Here is a 16056-nt window from a genome sequence, read left to right on the forward strand (position 1 = left end):
AGATTTAATGATCAATTATGAAAAAGATCTCTATAAAAATAGTTTATAAAACACTGCTGGTTAGTACCTTGCTGACTACATTTTCATGCAAGAAAGTATTTGATGTAAAACCGCAAGACCAGGTTGATATAACCAATAACTATCGCAACGTTTATGATGCTAATGCTGCTGTAATTGGTATTTACGGCCAGTTTCAGACCCTTGCCGACAGGTACATTATACTGAACGAGTTACGGGCCGATTTAATGAGTCCTACAGCTAACGCAGATCAATATCTGCGCCAGCTTAACGAGCACGCAGAAACTACCGACAATCCATGGGCCGATCCGCGTCCGTTTTACAAAATTATTCTGAACTGTAACGATGCAATGGCCAACTTTGATAAAATGGTTGCCGATGGCAGAATGACAAGCTCAGATTATCAACAGCGTTATTCTGATGTTGGCGCTATACGCAGCTGGTTGTACCTGCAGTTAGGGATACAATTTGGTTCGGTACCTTATGTTACTGACCCGCTGACGAGCATAGATGATTTAAAAGATGCCTCAAAGTTCCCGAAGATCAGCTTTGATCAGCTTTTAACAAACCTGATCGCTTTTATGGGCGATGGTAAACGCTACCTGGATGTTTATAGCACAAGCGTATCTACTACCGGTGCTACTAATACATCTTTAAATACAACCGTAGATGGTTATGCCACCAATTTGTTTTTTATTAATAAACGATGCCTGCTTGGCGACCTTTATTTATGGCACGGGGATTATAAACTGGCATCAGCTCAATATCATTATGTGTGTGAATTAGGCTCGCTAAGCACAAACGGAAGTTGGCTATACGATCAGTATTTGGTGCAAAACGGTGACGGTAACAACCATGTGGATATTTATTACGGTAATTCCACAGATGAGCGCACTTTGGTTGATAATAACAATGGCGGTTGGCGCGCAATATTTGGCGGGGGCGTTGGTACGCTTACAGGCCAGGAATGGATATGGAGTATCCCCTTTGATAAAAACTTTTTACCACAGGACCCGTTTGTTAACCTGTTTTCAAATACAGGCGGTAGTTACCTGCTTACTACATCACAACTGGCTTTAGATAACTGGAACAGCCAAACCCAGCAAAACGGCTTACCTTACGATGCCAGAAAGCTGATAAGCGTGCGCACCATTAACGGGCAGCCGGTAATAATGAAACAGCTTTATTATAATGTTGATGCTACCAGCTTTTTACCTACAAGTGTATTGCAAAAACAAGGCCGCTGGTTGCTTTACCGCGGCGCTACAAATATGCTGCATTTTGCCGAGGCCGCATGTAACGATGCTACACTGGGTACCAGCGGTGTAAAACTGGCCTATGCCTTAACTAATGTTGGTGTTACACGTGTTTATGACAATACCTGGCCCGCGGCTTCAAGCCTACCAACCGACCGTACAAACATTGAGCAAACATTTTTGGATGCCCCTTATAACTTAGACGGCCGTAATGGCGAGACACCCTATTACAGGGGCCTCTGGTATCGTCAGGTTGGTTCGCGTACCAGGGCTTACCTGCAACCACTTCCTGCAGCGTTGGCATCTGATAAATTAGGAATGGAAACTGCTATTATTGACGAGGATGGACTGGAACTGGCGTTTGAAGGACAACGTTGGGGCGATTTAATGCGTGTAGCGCTCCGCCGTAAGGATCCCGCATTTTTAGCCGATAAAGTTTATAACAAGCTATTACGTGATGGAAATGGAAATGCTGCAGCAGTAAGAACCAAGTTAATGAACACAGCTAATTGGTATATGCCATTTAAATTGTAACGATAAGAAGGAGCTCCTTTGTTTTAATAACTACCTGATATACTATTGATGTAATTTTTGTCTCGAATGCACAGAGGAAGCCGAAAATCTTGAATAGAGTAGGCATCAATATATATTTATAGTTATGAAAAAGATCTTTTTATCCACACTGTTTGTATTTGCAATTGTGGTTTGTTATGCACAAATAAGAGACGAGCCGAGTAGTCTGCGAAGTCGGACTATATTGAATTTCACCCCTACGATATACCATAGTTGGACAACAGCTGATACATTGCTGAATCATCAGTTAACAACCTTTAGCACTGGGAATTATGAAATGATTTCATCTTTATCAGGCACCCCTGCTGCTCATATCAGATATATATCGGTTTCTTTTAATGCGGTTGCCATTAACCCTTATGACGATTATTATTTCACTAATTTTGTTCAGGATCAAAATGGAGCTATACCTGACAATACTTCAATAAATGGTTATGTAACCGATTTAGATTGGAGCCATTATAGTCAAGTTGTTTTTGAATGGTATGTTGAATACACAGACAACACTTATGAAGATTATTGGATACAATACGACTTATAATTTATCCGTATCAAAAAGAGGCTGTCTCAAAAAGGCAGCCTCTTTTCGCTAAACGTGTTGCCAAAATAAAATAGATCCAATACAATATTTCGAAATTTGCTTAGCGCTAAACGAAAGATAATACCTATGAAAAAAGTACTGTTAATATTATTGTTAGCATTAAATTTATATAGCAATGCGCAAACGCGCAATAAAGATGCTTACATGTTTTGTTATTTCAAAAACAACGGACAAGACGGTTTGCATCTGGCTTATAGTACAGACGGCTTAAAATGGACCGCTTTAAAAGGCGATAGTTCTTTTCTTACTCCAATGGTATCAAAAGATAAACTAATGCGCGACCCATGCATTATCCGGGGCGCTGATGGCCTATTCCACATGGTATGGACAGATAGCTGGGCAGACAGGGGGATAGGCTATGCCAGTTCGCCCGATTTGATACATTGGTCGCAACAGCAGCAATTGCCGGTGATGGAAAATGAAGCAGGCGCGCGCAATTGCTGGGCACCCGAGATCACTTACGATAAAACATCTAAAACTTATATGATCTATTGGGCAACTACCATCAAAGGCCGCTTCCCCAATCCGGATAGCCTGTCGGAAAGTGGCTACAATCATCGTATCTACTACGTTACTACTACAGATTTTAAAACCTTTACGCCTACTAAGCTACTGTTCGATCCCGGTTTTAACTCCATCGACGCTACCATAGTGCCAGATGGTAAGCGCTTTATTATGTTTTTTAAAGATGAAACCTTGCATCCGGTACAAAAGAATATTAAAATAGCTTACGCCGATAAACTCACCGGGCCATATAGTAAACCTGGCGAAAAAATCACTGGAAACTATTGGGCCGAGGGGCCAACCACATTACATATTGATAATAAATGGATAATTTATTTTGATAAGTATCGCGACCATAAATATGGGGCGATCATGTCAACAGACCTGAAAAACTGGACTGATATATCCGGCCAGATACAGTTACCTATAGGGATTAGGCATGGTACGATCTTCAAGATCACGTCTGATGAGTTGGATAAGATCATACAATCCACCGATAAAAATTAATAATAATTGTATATTGTACATTTATTATTAATTTTTAAATTTACCAGGTAAACCAATACATCCTAAAATGAAAAAATCTGTACAAATCCTAATTGTTATAGGCTTGCTATGTGCTATCAATAGATTGTCGTATGCTCAAACAGCCAAAGCTACTATCAGTAACGATTCCAAGCTAATTATAAGTAAACATATCTACGGTCAGTTTGCAGAACATTTGGGCCGTGGTATTTATGATGGCTTTTGGGTTGATAAAAACATGCCGGTAAAAAAACAGGACAGGATACGTTTGGATATTGTTGAAGCTTTAAAAAAAATAAAGATACCTAACCTGCGCTGGCCGGGCGGATGCTTTGCCGATGAGTACCATTGGCGCGATGGTATTGGCCCAAGGCTTAGCCGTCCTAAAATGGTAAACACAAACTGGGGCGGGGTAGTGGAGGACAATAGTTTTGGCACGCACGAGTTTTTACAGCTTTGTAATCTGTTAGGATGTGAACCATACATTAGCGGAAACGTGGGCAGCGGTACGGTGCAGGAAATGTCGAACTGGATTGAGTATCTGAATTTTGATGGCACAAGCCCAATGACGGCCATGCGTGCACAGAATGGTCACCCGAAACCATATAATGTGACTTTTTGGGGTGTAGGCAACGAAAGCTGGGGCTGCGGCGGCAACATGACGCCCGAATATTACAGCAACGAGTTTAGAAGGTATGCTGCATTTGCGAAAAATTATCCCAACGCGACGCTTAAAAAAATTGCTACTGGACCAAGCGATGCGGATTATAATTGGACAGAATCGTTAATGAAAAATGTTGGTACGCGTATGTGGGGCCTTGCTTTGCATCATTATACCTTACCTACAGGCGATTGGAAAGATAAAGGATCGGCTACAAAATTTACCCGGGAAGATTACTTTAAAACCATGCAGAACACCCTGAAAATGGAAGAGTTGGTGACTAAGCACTCAGCTATTATGGATAAATACGACCCTAATAAAAAAGTGGCTTTAGTAGTTGACGAATGGGGGATATGGACAAACGTAGAGCCCGGCACTAACCCTGGCTTCCTGTTCCAGCAAAACAGCCTGCGCGATGCCCTGATTGCCGGGACAAATCTGAACATATTCAATAACCATTGCGAGCGGGTGAAAATGGCCTGCCTGGCCCAGGCAGTAAACGTACTGCAATCGTTAATACTGACTAAGAAAGAGAAAATGGTGCTGACACCCACCTATCATATTTTTGATATGTACAAGGTTCACCAGGATGCCCGTCTGCTGCCGATAAAACTGGATGCGCCAGATTTTGAAATGAACGGCCAAAAGATACCTGCTATCAATGCTTCAGCCTCGCAGGATGCAGCTGGTAAAATACATATCTCGTTTGTAAATATTGATGCTACCAAAGCCATTGAAGTGAAAGCCGATATGGGTGATATGAAATGGGATACCGTTGATGGCCAAATATTAACATCTGCCAACTTAACTGATATCAACACTTTTGAAAACCCTAATAAACTAAAAATAGCGGCATTCTCCGGCGCTAAAAAGAGCGGAAATAATGTTATAGTTACGCTGCCGGCGCATAGCGTAGTAGTTTTGGAATTGAAATAGTAATCGTTATAACGATGATCGCAGCGTTAAATAAAACGGCACTTCCATTTGCGAGTGTGCGTTATTCTTAATAATGTCTGCGGTCATTTCGCCCATTTTCTGGAAATCGGTAGAGATAGTGGTCAACCCGTTAAGGATGATCTTTTTTAATGGGGTTTCGTTGTAAGATATCACACCTATATCTTCTCCTATTTTAAGTTTGGTTGATAAAATACGCTCAATCAGTATCACCAAATCGTTCTCCATCAGGTTAATAAACACTTCACCTTTATTAATAGGTTCTGTTTGGATGTTGTGTACAACTTTATAGGTAAACGCGTATTGAATGCAAAAACTAAAAAAGCCTTTTAATATTTCGTTAGGGAAGTAGGTATATTCCGGGAAGATGATCTTTAATGTATTGTATTTGCTTAATTGTGGTAAAGCTTGTTCCAGCGCATGAAATATATCTTTTTCAAAATTCTCATATACCGCACCAAAGTCGCCGGTTACACCGGGAACTAATTTATCAAGCAGTATTAGTTTTTCTTTCGGCAGGGTGTTAATGATCTCGTGTACGTTTTCGCCGCCATCCATAAAGTGGGGAACGATTACGTAATGGGTATAATCATTATTTTTATTCTGTAAAAGCTTTTTAAAGAAGGCGAAATCGTTGTTGTAGATATAAAAATCTATCGCAGCCTCGTTACCCAGGCCATCAACAATAGCATCGTATAAGATCTTTTTATGCGGACTAAGCTTATTAAATATCAGAAATACTTTATATTGCTGTTCGGCTTCGGCATTTTTTATATAATAACCTTTGCCAGGCACCGAACCTAATAACCCTATCGATTTTAAATATTTGTAAGCCTTCTCAGCAGTATCGCGTGATATTTCGAAATTGTAGTTTAGCTCATTAATTGAGGGCAGTGTATCGTTCTTGGTCAGCTTCCCCTCGCGTACACTTTGGATAATAGAATTAGCCAACTGCAGGTACTTTGGGGTAGATGAGTAATAATCAATATAAATGTATTCTAAAAATAAAGACGATTTCATGCCGTGTTCACAAATGCTGGTTAATATAAATTGGGTGGCTAAATGTAAATTTATTCGGGCTAATAATGCAAAATTGTTTAATTAAAACATGACAGTGCATGATAGCCGTGTTACCTAATAACCATGACAGTGCATGATAGCTGGTATAGTCTGCTTTTCTAAATTTAGTCCGTCAATTACCAATTATAACAAATATAGTAATGCAAATCATTTTTGGGGTTATCTTTCATTTTATAGGCGGCTTTGCTTCCGGTAGTTTTTACATACCTTATAAAAAGGTAAAAGGCTGGGCCTGGGAAAGCTTCTGGATAGTAGGTGGGATATTCTCCTGGCTAATAGTACCGCCATTGGCCGCCTGGTTAACCATACCACATTTTTTTGATATTATAAAAGGTACCAGCGGGCATATACTTGCCTATACATACATGTTTGGTGTACTTTGGGGTATAGGTGGTTTAACTTATGGCTTGGGTGTACGCTACTTAGGTGTATCGTTAGGTAGCACTATTATATTAGGACTATGCTCTATATTCGGTGCACTAGTACCATCTGTATATTACCAGTTTAATCCTAAAGCTGGTAAGGACACTATTGAAGTATTAGCTACTACCGATTGGGGACGATTGGTGCTAATTGGTATTGCGGTTTGCGTGTTGGGTATTATTATATGCGGTAGGGCAGGTTCATTAAAAGAAAAGGAACTTTCTAAAGACCGCGAAGTAGCCACCAACAACACCGAATACAAATTTGGCCTGGGCATTATTGTAGCCATCATATCAGGTGTGCTTAGTGCCTGCTTTGCTTTCGGTATTGATGCCGGTAAAGAAATGGCTAACACTGCTGATGCGGCCTGGAAAGCTATCCATCCTAACGAGGGTAACTTCCTTTACCAAAACAATGTGACCTATGTAGTAATTTTATGGGGCGGTTTAACCACCAACTTTATTTGGTGTATGATATTGAATGCCCGTAATAAAACATTTGGCAATTATACAGATAACAAAACACCATTATTCAAAAACTACCTGTTCTCGGCTTTGGCTGGTACAACATGGTTCCTGCAATTCTTTTTCTATGGTATGGGCGAAAGCCGTTTGGGTAATGGCGCCAGCTCGTGGATATTACACATGGCATTCATTATACTGGTTGCCAATATGTGGGGTTTGCTGTTGAAAGAATGGAAGGGTGTAAGCAAGAAAGCATTTACAACCGTTATTGTGGGTATTGCCACAATTATACTATCAGTAATTATAGTTGGTAAAGGAAATAAATTAAAAGATGACGAGGCGAAAGCCAAACAGGTTGTAAAGGTTTCAAACCTGATTAAATAAGATATAATTTTTATAATAATAAATGAGTACTATGTCAGTTAATACGATTGATTTTAAGCACGTTAGTTACCTGTGGGATGATGCAAAGGCGGCAGAGCTGGCCGGCGATGAGGTAGCTTTGTTAATATACCGTTCTAATTTATTAGGCGCCGATTTGCGCTTAACAAATTACGGTGGTGGTAACACTTCTTGCAAAGCCATGGCGAAAGACCCGCTTACCGGCGAAGAAGTGGAAGTGATGTGGATAAAAGGTTCAGGTGGCGATATTGGCACCCTGAAAAAAAGCGGCCTGGCTGCTTTATATGTAGACCGCCTGCGTAGCCTTAAAAACGTTTATCGTGGTATTGAACACGAGGACGAAATGGTTGAACTGTTTAACCATTGCATATACGATCTTGCTTCAAAAGCGCCGTCTATTGATACACCTTTACACGGTTTCTTACCTTTTAAACATATCGATCACCTGCATCCTGACGCGGCAATTGCTATTGCGGCTGCAAAAGATGGCAAAAAGATCACTGAAGAATTATTTGGTGGTAAAATAGGTTGGGTTGAATGGCAAAAACCAGGTTTCGACCTTGGCCTGCAATTAAAACAATGTCTTGACGAGAACCCCGGCATCCGTGGTATCATGTTAGGCTCGCACGGGTTATTTACCTGGGGTGACACTGCTTACGAAAGTTACATGAACACGCTTGAGGTTATTGAGCAATGTGCTGAGTATCTTGAACAAAACTATGGTAAAAAAGGCCCCATCTTTGGTGGCCAGAAAATACAAAGCCTGCCGGAAGCCGATCGTAAATCGCAAGCGGTAGCTTTAGCCCCAATATTGCGTGGTTTTTGCTCGTCAAAAACTAAAATGATCGGTCACTTTACCGATGATGCACGTGTATTGGAGTTCACCAACTCCAACGACTTAGGCCGTTTGGCACCATTAGGTACCAGCTGCCCCGACCACTTCCTGCGCACTAAGATCAGTCCGCTGGTATTGGAATTAGCACCGGGTGAAGATCTGAGCGATGTTGCCGCTTTGAAAGAGCGTTTAGCCCCGGCATTTGAAGCTTACCGCAAAATGTACGAGGATTATTACAACACTTGCAAACACCCGAACAGCCCCGCCATCCGCGATGCTAACCCGGTTGTTATTTTATATCCGGGTGTAGGTATGTTCACTTTTGCTAAAGATAAGCAAACCGCGCGTGTAGCTGCTGAATTTTATATCAACGCTATCAACGTGATGAAAGGCGCTGAAGCAATTTCTGAATACACCTCGTTACCACGCCAGGAAGCTTTCAATATTGAATACTGGTTGTTGGAAGAAGCTAAATTACAGCGTATGCCTAAGCCGAAAATCTTGTCGGGCCGTATTGCTTTAATTACCGGCAGCGCTGGTGGTATTGGTAAAGCTATCGCCAAAAAGTTTGCTGAAGAAGGCGCGGTAGTGGTGTTGAACGATATGAACGCTGAACGCCTTGCAGAAGCAGGCGAGGAATTTAAAAAGCTATTTGGTAAAGATGTATATGCAACCGCTGTACTTGACGTGACCAAAGGCGATGATATTGCCGGTGCTGTTGCTACAGCTATCCTGGCATTTGGCGGGGTAGACCTGATCGTTAACAATGCTGGTTTATCTATCTCAAAAACCATTGCCGACCATACCGAAAAGGACTGGGATTTATTATACGATGTATTGGTAAAAGGCCAGTTTATGGTTACCCAGGCTGCTGTTGCTGTAATGAAGAAACAGGATATCGGTGGCGACATTATCAATATAGTTAGTAAAAACGCTTTAGTTAGCGGGCCAAATAATGCTGGCTACGGCAGCGCCAAAGCTGCGCAATTGCACCTAAGCAGGTTAAACGCCGCTGAACTGGGTGTAGATAAAATCCGTGTAAACGTGGTTAACCCTGACGCGGTGATCAGCGATAGCAATATTTGGGCTGGCGGCTGGGCCGAAGGCCGCGCTAAGGCTTACGGTATTACTGTGGCTGAATTGCCTGCTTACTACGCAAAACGTACCTTATTGAACGAAATCATATTACCGGATGATATTGCCAACGCTTGTGTGGCCCTTACCGGTGGCTTGCTCAATAAATCGACAGGAAACGTACTTAACGTTGATGGTGGCGTAGCTGCGGGATTTGTACGATAGTGAGTAGTTGGATCAGGTTGATTAAGTAGTTTATACTTAATCAACCTGATCCAACTTAATTAACTAATACCTATGGATAGAGTAGCATTCAAAATGAAACTGTTTCCCGGCCAGGAAGCGGAGTATAAAAAGCGTCACGACGAAATATGGCCCGAGTTATCGGCGTTATTAAAGGAAACCGGCGTAAGCGATTATTCCATATTTTTAGATGAGGAAACCCTGAGCCTGTTCGGTGTTTTAAAAGTAACCGATAAGGCTTTATTAGATACGCTTCCTGCCAAGGCAATAATGCAGAAATGGTGGGCCTACATGGGCGATATTATGGAAAGCAATCCCGATAATTCACCAGTAAGCGTATCATTAAAAGAGGTTTTTTATTTACCATAACCAATTAGAACCAAGAAATTATGCAGATAGAGAAATATAAAATAGACGAGGCTAACAACCAGCAAGCTGCCGCACATCAGCGCAAGTTTGATTTTGTAGCCGAAGGCGTTGCCAATCTTGATGAAGTGATGGGCAAACTGGCCGAATTTAATATTGCTATACCAAGCTGGGCATTGGGCACAGGCGGCACCCGCTTTGGCCGTTTTTCAGGTGGTGGCGAACCACGTTCGTTAGAAGAAAAAATTGAGGATATTGGCGTGCTGCACGCGCTTAACCGTTCAAGCGGCGCTATATCTTTGCATATTCCATGGGATATCCCAAAAGACGCGAAAGCTATTAAAGCCTTAGCCGCTCAGCATGGCCTGCGCTTTGACGCCATGAACTCTAATACGTTCCAGGATCAGGCAAATCAGCCGTTAAGTTATAAGTTTGGTTCTTTGCAGCACGTAGATAAAAACGTGCGCAAACAAGCGGTTGAGCACAACATTGAAGTAATTAAACAAGGGATTGAGTTGGGCTCAAACGCGTTAACCGTTTGGTTGGCCGACGGCTCAAGTTTCCCTGGTCAGTTAAATTTCCGCAAGGCTTTTGAAAATACTTACGAAAGTTTACAAGAAATATACGCGGCTATGCCAGACGATTGGAAAATGTATTTGGAATACAAATGCTACGAGCCAAACTTCTATTCAACTACAGTAGCCGATTGGGGCCAATCGTTATTGTATGTAAACAAGCTGGGGCCTAAAGCTTATACTTTGGTCGATTTAGGTCACCACCTGCCGAACGCCAACATCGAACAAATAGTTTCACTATTGCTAATGGAAGGTAAACTGGCTGGTTTCCACTTTAACGATTCGAAATATGGTGATGATGACCTGACTGTAGGCAGCATTAACCCATACCAGTTGTTCCTGATATTTAACGAGCTGGTTGAAGGCATGGATGCCCGCGGCATGAACCACGCTAACGACCTGGGTTGGATGATTGATGCATCGCACAACGTTAAAGACCCTATTGAAGACCTGTTACAGTCGGTAGAAGCGATTAAAATTGCTTACGCCCAGGCTTTATTGGTTGATAAGAAAAAATTGGTTCAGGCGCAGCTAAATAACGATGCGGCCCTGGCGCAGGAAGTATTACAACAAGCCTACCGTACAGATGTACGCCCTCTGGTAGCCGAATCACGTTTACGTGCAGGCGGCGCGTTAGATCCAATTGGCGCATTCCGTGACATGCAGGTAAGAAGCAATTTAATTAAAGAACGCGGTGAGAAAACCGTTGCAACCGGTTTATAATGACAAGTATACCCGTAATAGCAATTTTTGATATAGGAAAAACGAACAAAAAGTTTTTCCTGATCAATGAGTATTACAAAATTGTGCTGGAGCGTACTACTGCTTTCGCGGAAACAACCGATGATGATGGCGACCCCTGCGAGGATGTGGCCATGATGAAGCAATGGGTAGCCGATACTTTGCACGATGCTTTATCACAAAAAAAGTTCGATATCCAGGCTATAAATTTTTCTACCTATGGCGCCAGCTTTGTACACCTGGACAAGAATAATGAAGTTACCGCGCCGCTATGTAATTATCTGAAGGATTTCCCTGAAGATCTGAAACAAGAGTTTTATAGCAAGCACGGGGGCGAAGCCAGGATAGCCCAGGAAACAGCATCGCCGGTTTTGGGTAACCTTAACTCGGGCATGCAGTTATACCGCATTAAGTATCGCAAACCTGAGTTATTCGATCGAATAAAATATTCATTGCATTTGCCGCAATATTTAAATCATTTGGTAACGGGCAAATACTATTCGGATATTACCAGCATTGGCTGCCACACGCAACTGTGGGATTTTAAAAAGAACACTTATCACGATTGGGTTTACCAGGAACATATCGACAGGATATTGGCGCCGATATTCCCTTCGGATAAAGTAGACGTGCTGGAAATTGAGGGACATCCGCGCGCGGTGGGGGTAGGCTTGCACGATAGTTCGGCTGCGCTGATACCTTATCTGGCCAATTTTGCCGAACCGTTTGTGTTAATATCTACCGGTACCTGGTGTATTAGCCTGAATCCGTTCAATAATAACGTACTTACACCTGATGAGCTAACTAAGGATTGCCTATGCTATATGGAATACCATGGCAGGCCGGTAAAAGCTTCAAGGTTGTTTGCGGGTAACGAACACGAACAGCAAACCAAACGTTTAGCAGCCCATTTTGATAAGCCCGGCTTCTACTATAAATTGGTAGCGTACGATCCGGACCTGGTGCCATCGGCGCAAGCGGTAACTACTAATGGTGCCGATCAGCCATTGTTAAAGCAATCGGCCTTTGTAGACCGCGACCTGAATACCTTTAAAACCTACGAAGAAGCCTATCATTGCCTGATAGCCGACATAATGCAGCAACAAAAAGCATCTACAGACTTGGCTATCCAGGATACGCAGGTGAAACGCATTTTTGTAGATGGCGGGTTCAGTAAAAATCCTATCTATATGAATTTGCTGGCCAAGGCCTTCCCTCATTTCGAGGTGTATGCTGCTTCTGTTGCGCAAGCTACGGCTATTGGCGCCGCGCTTGCTATTCATAAATACTGGAACAATAAACCATTACCAGCCGATATGATCGAGCTGAAATACTATGCAGTCGCACAAAATATTGAAATATGATGCGAGTCATTTTTTAAATCCCGGGGGCAAACACATGTTGTTTGCCTTTTTATTTAGCGGGATTTTTCAGTTACTTGCTATTGCAGCTCACGGTCAGCAACCCGCGCGCTTATGGCATGGTATTGAACGCGAAATACGTTACCATCCAGATGGACAGGATTTTGTAATTCAGAATGGTAAGCGCCGCTTTAATCGCGCGTTATACGGTACTAACACCGCTTTCCGTGTTGAAGCCGGCGACCTGCCCGAATTTGCTTTGTATCTGCCGGGCATGGGCGGTAATTTAAAGTTTGGCTTAGTTAGCGGCGATAAAAGCAAATGGTTGATCAATGCCGCATCTATTGAAGCCCGTTACCGACCCGGGACAATGATCTATAAAATTAAAGACGAGTTATTGGGCGGGGGTGTATTAAACATCCAGGTACTTGCAGGGGCCGACGATGAAAATATCATTGTCAAAGCAACATTATTAAATACCAGCAAACCGGTAAAACTATTATGGGCATTTGGTGGCGCCACGGGTAAAAAAATCTCGCGTGATGGCGATATTGGCGCCGACCCGGAATCATCATTTTATCTGCAACCCGATTACTGCAAGGGCAACGTTTACACCACCGGTGAACAACAATTTACACTCAATTTTAGCGGCAAAGCCTTAAGCGAAACCGGACGATATGAAATTGACCACACCGGTACGGCAGCAAAAACTGAATCAGTGACCAAAAATGTGGTATACGGCATTTATCCCGCATCAACACAAATACATATTGCTGACGCGAACGCGCAGGAATCACCATTGCAATTGTTCAATTCCAAAGGCGGGGAACTGCCTGTGATTACCGGTGTGACGGAGGCCATAGCTGGTAAAGACTTGTATTGGGCAATCCAAAACGGAAAAAGTCTGAATTCCGCTAATCCTGCGCAATTATTCACAAAATCAGAACAAAATCGCCAAAAACTTGCTTCCCGTGTTACTGTTAAAACACCTGATCCATATATCAACACGCTGGGCGGTGCATTGAGTATTGCGGCTGATGGTATCTGGGAAAGCCCCTCGTATATGCATGGAGCAGTGGCCTGGCGCATGCGTTTACCCGCCTGGCGCGGGCCCTATGTGGCCGATCCGCTGGGTTGGCACGATAGGGCATGGTCGCATTTTAGCAGTTATGCCCTCTCGCAAATAACCGAACCACTTACCGGCCCCGTTGTAGCAGATACTGCTTTACATTTAGCAAGACAGAAGGAAGAATTGGGGACATCCATGTTCAGCAGTGGCTATATCAGCCGTAACCCTGGTGGTAAAATAGTGCCTCACCACTACGATATGAACCTGGTTTATATTGATGAACTGCTAAATCATTTTAAATGGACGGGTAATTTAGAAGAGGTTAAAAAGCTTTGGCCAACCATTAAACGCTCATTGGCCTGGGAGAAACGCAATTACGATGCTGACGGTGATGGTTTATATGATGCCTATTGCGCCATTTGGGCAAGCGATGCCCTGCAATATAGCGGCGGCGGGGTAACACATTCATCGGCTTATAACTATCGCGCCAACCGTGATGCCGCTTATTTGGCCAAACTTGTCGGCGAGGACCCAAAGCCTTACGAGCAGGAGGCTGCGCATATTCTTAATGCTATTAATAAACAATTATGGATTTCATCCACGGGTAGTTATGCTGAATATAAAGACCTGCTTGGTGAAAAACTATTACATCCATCAGCGGGATTGTGGACGGTTTACCACGCAATAGATTCGCAAGTGCCTGATGCTTTTCAAACCTACCAGGCTTTACGATATGTAGATACACGTATTCCGCATATTCCGGTTATTGCCAAGGGTTTAACGGGTGATAATCACCTATTGTCTACTACAAACTGGGAACCGTATGATTGGTCGTTGAACAATGTTGTGATGGCCGAGAACCTGCATACTGCCCTGGCTTATTGGCAAGGTAACCGCGCAGAAGATGCTTATCAATTGTGGCGCAGCGCCATCATCGAAAGTATGTATTTGGGTGCCAGTCCGGGTAACTTTCAGCAGATATCTTTTTACGATGCCGTGCGTGGCGAACTATACCGCGATTTTGGCGATCCGATTGGAATGGCTGCGCGTTCGCTGGTTGAAGGGTTGTTTGGTATCCGGCCGGATCTATTGCATAATACAGTTGTTATTAAACCTGGTTTCCCTGCCGGGTGGGATCATGCGTCGTTGGAAATACCTGATGTGAGATTTGATTTTAAGCGCAGTGGTAACATCGATGCTTACAGCATTATCCCAGCATTTCAAAAGCAAGCTGATCTGCAATTTGAAATTCCTGCACGATTTGATCGTATAACGGCTATAACTATAAACGGTAAGGTAGTGAAATGGACAGTAGCCGGTGAGGCAGTTGGTCAGCCCATATTAAAGATATATGCTGGCAGACTTAACAAATACAATATTAAAGTTATCTGGAGAGGAACTAAGATAAAACCCTCGAATGAGCCGAAAGCAGGGGCAAAGGTGTTCGACCCGCAGAACGTTTATCATCAGACGAACATTGTTAATGGTAGTCATACTTATTTTTATCAGCATAAGCAGGGATTATTTACATGGTGGCAACCAGTAAACAAAACAATTACAGACACTGTTAAACATTTGGCTACTCAAGTTTGGGTAGCTAAAGGCTTTAAATCAGAATTGATTGATCTGAAACCTTACTTCAATGATAAAGTCACCAATATTTTCAAAAATCAATATTTATCCCCACGACCGAAATCGCCAACGTTACAGTTACCTACGCAGGGGATAGGTAACTGGGCATACCCGTTGGTTACGGCTAATATTGACGATAGTGGTTTAAAAAAAGCCGTTATTAATGGCGTGTTTACTATCCCGCAAGGCATACCGTTTGCCACATCTGCTGGCAATGAGAAAAACATCCTGTTCACATCACAATGGGATAACTTTCCAAAACAGGTAACTGTGCCATTATCGGGCAAAGCCGCACACGCTTATTTCCTGATGGCAGGATCGACCAATCCAATGCAATCGAGAATGGTAAACGGCACTATTACTGTAACTTATACCGATGGAGCTAAATCTATACTTGAATTGAAAAACCCTGAAAACTGGTGGCCTATAGAGCAGGATTGCATGAATGATGGCTTCGCCTTTAACACAAATGCGCCGAAACCTTTACGCGTGCATTTAAAAACCGGCGAGGTAACAGCAGATGTGAAGAAGTACAGCAGCATAAAAGGGTTTAGTAATACCGCTATTGATGGCGGCGCGGCAACTGTGCTGGACCTGCCGCTGGATAAAACAAAAGAATTAAAAAGCCTGACACTTGCCACGCATACTAACGATGTGGTGATAGGGCTAATGGCAATAACATTGATAAGGGAATAATAC

General features: G+C 42.7%; 11 protein-coding genes. 10 read left to right on the plus strand and 1 reads right to left on the minus strand.

Annotated features, from left to right (window positions below):
- Positions 1–17 precede the first annotated feature (17 nt).
- The 4 genes from IRJ18_RS08395 to IRJ18_RS08410 all read left to right on the plus strand — a co-directional run bounded on the left by IRJ18_RS08395 (position 18) and on the right by IRJ18_RS08410 (position 5074).
- Positions 18–1808: a RagB/SusD family nutrient uptake outer membrane protein gene (locus tag IRJ18_RS08395; protein ID WP_194105741.1), complete on the plus strand. Its 1791-nt coding sequence runs from the start codon at positions 18–20 to the stop codon at positions 1806–1808.
- A gap of 124 nt (positions 1809–1932) precedes the next feature.
- Positions 1933–2388 (plus strand): hypothetical protein, encoded by a 456-nt coding sequence (locus IRJ18_RS08400; protein WP_194105742.1) that lies wholly within the window; start codon positions 1933–1935, stop codon positions 2386–2388.
- Positions 2389–2514: 126 nt separating this feature from the next.
- A complete protein-coding gene (locus IRJ18_RS08405) occupies positions 2515–3459 on the plus strand; it encodes a glycoside hydrolase family 43 protein (RefSeq protein WP_194105743.1) in 945 nt (314 codons plus the stop codon).
- A gap of 67 nt (positions 3460–3526) precedes the next feature.
- Positions 3527–5074: an alpha-N-arabinofuranosidase gene (locus tag IRJ18_RS08410; protein WP_194105744.1), complete on the plus strand. Its 1548-nt coding sequence runs from the start codon at positions 3527–3529 to the stop codon at positions 5072–5074.
- 6 nt (positions 5075–5080) lie between these two features.
- Here IRJ18_RS08410 and IRJ18_RS08415 read toward each other — a convergent pair whose 3' ends face one another.
- A complete protein-coding gene (locus IRJ18_RS08415; RefSeq protein ID WP_194105745.1) occupies positions 5081–6112 on the minus strand; it encodes a GntR family transcriptional regulator in 1032 nt (343 codons plus the stop codon).
- A 200-nt stretch (positions 6113–6312) separates the two neighbouring features.
- Between IRJ18_RS08415 and rhaT the strand changes: the two genes are divergently transcribed.
- The 6 genes from rhaT to IRJ18_RS08445 all read left to right on the plus strand — a co-directional run bounded on the left by rhaT (position 6313) and on the right by IRJ18_RS08445 (position 16053).
- Complete coding sequence (rhaT, locus tag IRJ18_RS08420) at positions 6313–7443, plus strand: L-rhamnose/proton symporter RhaT (RefSeq protein ID WP_194105746.1); 1131 nt, start codon at positions 6313–6315, stop codon at positions 7441–7443.
- A gap of 31 nt (positions 7444–7474) precedes the next feature.
- Positions 7475–9595 carry a bifunctional aldolase/short-chain dehydrogenase gene (locus tag IRJ18_RS08425; protein ID WP_194106676.1) on the plus strand — a complete coding sequence of 707 codons (2121 nt, stop codon included), beginning with the start codon at positions 7475–7477 and terminating at the stop codon, positions 9593–9595.
- A gap of 72 nt (positions 9596–9667) precedes the next feature.
- Positions 9668–9982: an L-rhamnose mutarotase gene (rhaM, locus tag IRJ18_RS08430; protein ID WP_194105747.1), complete on the plus strand. Its 315-nt coding sequence runs from the start codon at positions 9668–9670 to the stop codon at positions 9980–9982.
- A gap of 20 nt (positions 9983–10002) precedes the next feature.
- Positions 10003–11277: a TIM barrel protein gene (locus IRJ18_RS08435; RefSeq protein ID WP_194105748.1), complete on the plus strand. Its 1275-nt coding sequence runs from the start codon at positions 10003–10005 to the stop codon at positions 11275–11277.
- Entirely contained in the window at positions 11277–12659 is a 1383-nt protein-coding gene (locus IRJ18_RS08440; RefSeq protein WP_194105749.1) for an FGGY-family carbohydrate kinase, read from the plus strand. Before IRJ18_RS08435 ends, IRJ18_RS08440 begins: the two co-directional genes overlap by 1 nt.
- Entirely contained in the window at positions 12631–16053 is a 3423-nt protein-coding gene (locus tag IRJ18_RS08445) for a DUF4450 domain-containing protein (RefSeq protein WP_228072628.1), read from the plus strand. Before IRJ18_RS08440 ends, IRJ18_RS08445 begins: the two co-directional genes overlap by 29 nt.
- Positions 16054–16056 lie beyond the last annotated feature (3 nt).

It is taken from the genome of Mucilaginibacter boryungensis (assembly GCF_015221995.1).
GTDB classification, from domain to species: domain Bacteria; phylum Bacteroidota; class Bacteroidia; order Sphingobacteriales; family Sphingobacteriaceae; genus Mucilaginibacter; species Mucilaginibacter boryungensis.

Excerpts from the sequence above, each read along its gene's own strand:
- IRJ18_RS08395 (WP_194105741.1), top strand. The coding sequence starts at position 18 with ATGAAAAAGATCTCTATAAAAATAGTTTATAAAACACTGCTGGTTAGT.
- IRJ18_RS08400 (WP_194105742.1), top strand. The coding sequence starts at position 1,933 with ATGAAAAAGATCTTTTTATCCACACTGTTTGTATTTGCAATTGTGGTT.
- IRJ18_RS08405 (WP_194105743.1), top strand. The coding sequence starts at position 2,515 with ATGAAAAAAGTACTGTTAATATTATTGTTAGCATTAAATTTATATAGC.
- IRJ18_RS08410 (WP_194105744.1), top strand. The coding sequence starts at position 3,527 with ATGAAAAAATCTGTACAAATCCTAATTGTTATAGGCTTGCTATGTGCT.
- IRJ18_RS08415 (WP_194105745.1), bottom strand. The coding sequence starts at position 6,112 with ATGAAATCGTCTTTATTTTTAGAATACATTTATATTGATTATTACTCA.
- rhaT (WP_194105746.1), top strand. The coding sequence starts at position 6,313 with ATGCAAATCATTTTTGGGGTTATCTTTCATTTTATAGGCGGCTTTGCT.
- IRJ18_RS08425 (WP_194106676.1), top strand. The coding sequence starts at position 7,475 with ATGTCAGTTAATACGATTGATTTTAAGCACGTTAGTTACCTGTGGGAT.
- rhaM (WP_194105747.1), top strand. The coding sequence starts at position 9,668 with ATGGATAGAGTAGCATTCAAAATGAAACTGTTTCCCGGCCAGGAAGCG.
- IRJ18_RS08435 (WP_194105748.1), top strand. The coding sequence starts at position 10,003 with ATGCAGATAGAGAAATATAAAATAGACGAGGCTAACAACCAGCAAGCT.
- IRJ18_RS08440 (WP_194105749.1), top strand. The coding sequence starts at position 11,277 with ATGACAAGTATACCCGTAATAGCAATTTTTGATATAGGAAAAACGAAC.
- IRJ18_RS08445 (WP_228072628.1), top strand. The coding sequence starts at position 12,631 with ATGCAGTCGCACAAAATATTGAAATATGATGCGAGTCATTTTTTAAAT.